General features: G+C 72.9%; 3 protein-coding genes and 1 pseudogene. All 4 read right to left on the bottom strand.

Annotated features, from left to right (window positions below):
- Window positions 1-66: 66 nt before the first annotated feature.
- Complete coding sequence (locus AB0B89_RS35645) at window positions 67-891, bottom strand: ABC transporter ATP-binding protein (RefSeq protein WP_358561960.1); 825 nt, start codon at window positions 889-891, stop codon at window positions 67-69.
- The gene (locus AB0B89_RS35640; protein WP_358561958.1) at window positions 888-1,817 is read right to left on the bottom strand and encodes an ABC transporter permease; all 930 of its coding nucleotides are present in this window, start codon (window positions 1,815-1,817) and stop codon (window positions 888-890) included. Before AB0B89_RS35640 ends, AB0B89_RS35645 begins: the two co-directional genes overlap by 4 nt.
- Window positions 1,814-2,770 (bottom strand): ABC transporter permease, encoded by a 957-nt coding sequence (locus AB0B89_RS35635; RefSeq protein WP_358561956.1) that lies wholly within the window; start codon window positions 2,768-2,770, stop codon window positions 1,814-1,816. Before AB0B89_RS35635 ends, AB0B89_RS35640 begins: the two co-directional genes overlap by 4 nt.
- A gap of 33 nt (window positions 2,771-2,803) precedes the next feature.
- A pseudogene (locus AB0B89_RS35630) lies at window positions 2,804-3,250 on the bottom strand (hypothetical protein); the annotation flags it as partial.

The raw sequence follows: 3,250 nt of genomic DNA, 5'->3' as shown, positions 1-3,250 counted from the left end.
AGGCCCCCGTCGGCGCCGTCGACGAGGATGGCGATGTCATCCCCGACGTCGACCCCGTCGAAGAGTTCAAGAGCGCGATGCGCGGCATGCCAGGCTCGGGGCGCTACGCAGCAACCGCCGGGTGTACGGGTGGCCCGGTCGATCGAGGATCCGCCGGGCCGGTCCGGCCTCGACCACCCGCCCGCGCGACATCACCACGATCCGTCGCGCCCGGTCGGCGGCGATGCCGAGGTCGTGGGTCACCAGCAGGACGGCCGTGCCGAGCTCCTCGGTCAGGCTCTGGATGTGGTCGAGGATCAGCCGCTGGACGGTGACGTCGAGCGCGCTGGTCGGCTCGTCGGCGATGATCAGCCTCGGTTCGGCGGCGATCGCCATGGCGATCAGCACCCGCTGCCGCATCCCGCCGGAGAGCTCATGAGGGTACTGCCGGGCCCGGACGGCCGGGTCGGGCAGACCTGCCCGCTCCAGCAGGTCGACGGCGTCCAGCGGCGCGGAGCGGCGGTCCGCCAGGCCGTGCAGCCGGCGCACCTCGGCCACCTGGTCACCGATGCGCCGCACCGGGTTGAGCGACACGGTCGGGTCCTGCGGGATGAGGCCGATCTGAGCCCCCCGGATCGGCCGCAGCTCCCGCTCGGACAGGCCGGCGAGGTCCCGCCCGCCGAACCGGATCCGGCCGGCGTCGATCCGGCCGGTGCCGGGCAGCAGGCCGATGACCGCGTGCGCCGTCGTGCTCTTGCCCGAGCCCGACTCGCCGACGACCGCGACGATCTCACCGGCGCGGACCGTCAGGTCCACGCCGTCGACGGCCCGCACCACCCCCGACCGCGACCGGTAGGAGACCGCCAGGTCGCTGATTTCGAGAAGGTTCTCCGGACCGCTCGGCGTGCTCATCGCTGGGTCGTCAACTCTCCGTCGAGGGCGCGGGCGATCCGGTTGGTGGCAAGGACGGTGGCCGCGACCACCAGGCCGGGCAGCGTCGAGAGCCACCACGCGTTCGCCAGGTAGTTCCGCCCGGTGGAGATCAGGGTCCCCCACTCCGGGGCGGGTGGCGGGGCGCCGTACCCGAGGAAGCTGAGCGAGGAGACGGCAAGGACCGCGATGCCGAATTCGAGGGTGGCCAGCACGACCACCGGGCCTATGGCGTTGGGCAGCACGTGCCGGAGCAGGACCGAGTACCAGCGTGCCCCGATGGAGCGGGCGGCCTCGACGTAGAGGGACTGACGTACCCGCAGCACCTCCGCCCGCATCACCCGGGCGAAGCCGGCGACGCTGGCGAGACCGACGGCGACGGCGACCTTGACGGTGCCGAAGCCGAGCGCGGTGACCAGGGCGAGGGAGAGGAACAGGGCGGGTATGGCCAGCAGCACGTCGACGATCCGCATCAGCACGTCCTCGACCCACCGGCCGGCGAAGCCGGCGACCAGCCCCATCGTGCCGCCGACGACGAAGGCGACCCCGACCGCGACCAACGTCGCCTTGAGGGAGAGCGCCGCGCCGTGCACGACCCGCGAGTACAGGTCCCGCCCGAGTTCGTCGGTGCCGAACCAGTGCTGGGCGCCGGGGCCCTGGAACCGGTCGACGGGTACCCCGAGCAGGGGGTCGCGCGAGGTGAACAGCGCCGGCCAGAAGGCCGCCAGCACGACGAGGACGACCACCAGGGCGGAGAGCACCAGCCCGGGACGCCGCAGCAGGAACCGGGCCAGCCGCCGTACCTCGGAGCCGACGATGACGCCCGGCTCGACCGGTTCCGGGTGGCGCGGGCGGTCCGGGTCCGGCCCGGTCCCCGGCACCACTTCGCCGGCCAGCGATTGGCTCATCCGGTGCTCCTTGGCCGGGCGGCGGCGACCACGATCCGCGGGTCGAAGAGCGGGTAGACCAGGTCGACGGCGAGGTTGACCGGCACGAAGGTCAACGCGCCGAAGACCACGACGCCCTGGACCACCGGGATGTCCTGCACCGTCACGGCGCTGACGGTCTCCCGGCCGACGCCGTTGCGGGAGAAGACCGTCTCGACGACGACCGAGCCTGCCATCAGGTTGCCGACCAGGACGCCGGCCATGGTGAGCGCCGGCAAAGCGGCATTGCGCAACGCGTGGCGCAGGTGGACCCGTACCCGGCCGGCGCCCTTGGCCCGCGCGGTCTGCACGTAGGGTTCGCCGAGCGTGGTCAGCAGGCTCTTGGCGAGCAACTGTGCGAGCATCGCGCCGGTCGGCACGGCCAGGGTGACCGCCGGCAGGATCAGGCCGGCCGCGCCCTCGTCGCCGAACGCGGGCAGCAGCCGGAGCCGGAACGACAGGAGCTGGACGAGCATCAGGCCGATCCAGAAGGTGGGCAGCGACACGCCCAGCGCCGGCAGCGACACCAGCAGCTGACGCAGCCAGCCGTGGGCGGTGTAGGTCGCGTACAGGGCCAGCGCACCGCCGAGGAGGACGGCCAGCACCAGGGCGGCGGCCGTCAGACGCAGCGTGTAGGGCAGCGCGTCGGCCAGCGTCGAGATCACCGGCCGCCCGGTCGCCACCGAGTCGCCGAAGTCGCCGCGTACCGCCCGGCCGAGGTGGCCCAGGTACTGGACGATGATCGGCTGGTCGAAGCCGTACTCCCGGCGCAGCGCCTCAAGCTGCGCCGGGTCGATGGCGGCCTGGTCGGCCCCGCCCGCCATCGCCGAGACCGGATCGCCGGGCAGGAGGTCGAGCACCAGGAAGGAGACCGTGTAGGCCGCCCACAGCACCACCACCGCCTGCCCGACGCGACCGGCTAGATATCGACGCATGCTCGGTTGCTCCTCCCGCCCGGCATCCGGCCCCTAGCTCTTCCAGGTGTCGTGCAACTGGATCCGGGTGGACGCCTCGAAGTCCAGGTCGTGGACCCGCTTGGAGACGCCGAGCTCGGTGGTCAGCTCCACCACCGGGACGATGTACGCGTTCTCGACGATCAGCCGCTGGGCCTGGCTGACCTGGGCCTGGCGCTTCGTGGCATCGGTGGTGGCGGCCTGCTCGGCCAGCACCGTGTCCAGCTCGCCGGGGTGGAGCCGGTACACGTTGGCCAGCGAGGTCGAGTAGCTGCTGCGCAGGATGTCCGGGTCGGCCCGGGTGATGTTCCCCCACAGCGCGTCGAAGTCGCCGGACTGCTGTAGCTGGGTGATCTGGGCGAGGGGGGGGGGCCCCCGCCCGGGCGGGAGCCGGGGCGGGGGGGGGGTAGGGGCGGGGGGGGGCGGCCCGATGGAGCCCCGGGTGAATCCGAAACGAGACAA

It is taken from the genome of Sphaerisporangium sp. NPDC049002 (assembly GCF_040649355.1).
Taxonomy (GTDB): Bacteria; Actinomycetota; Actinomycetes; order Streptosporangiales; family Streptosporangiaceae; genus Sphaerisporangium.
Note: the sequence above shows the minus strand (reverse complement) of the source record. Positions and strands in the feature narration are given on the sequence as shown.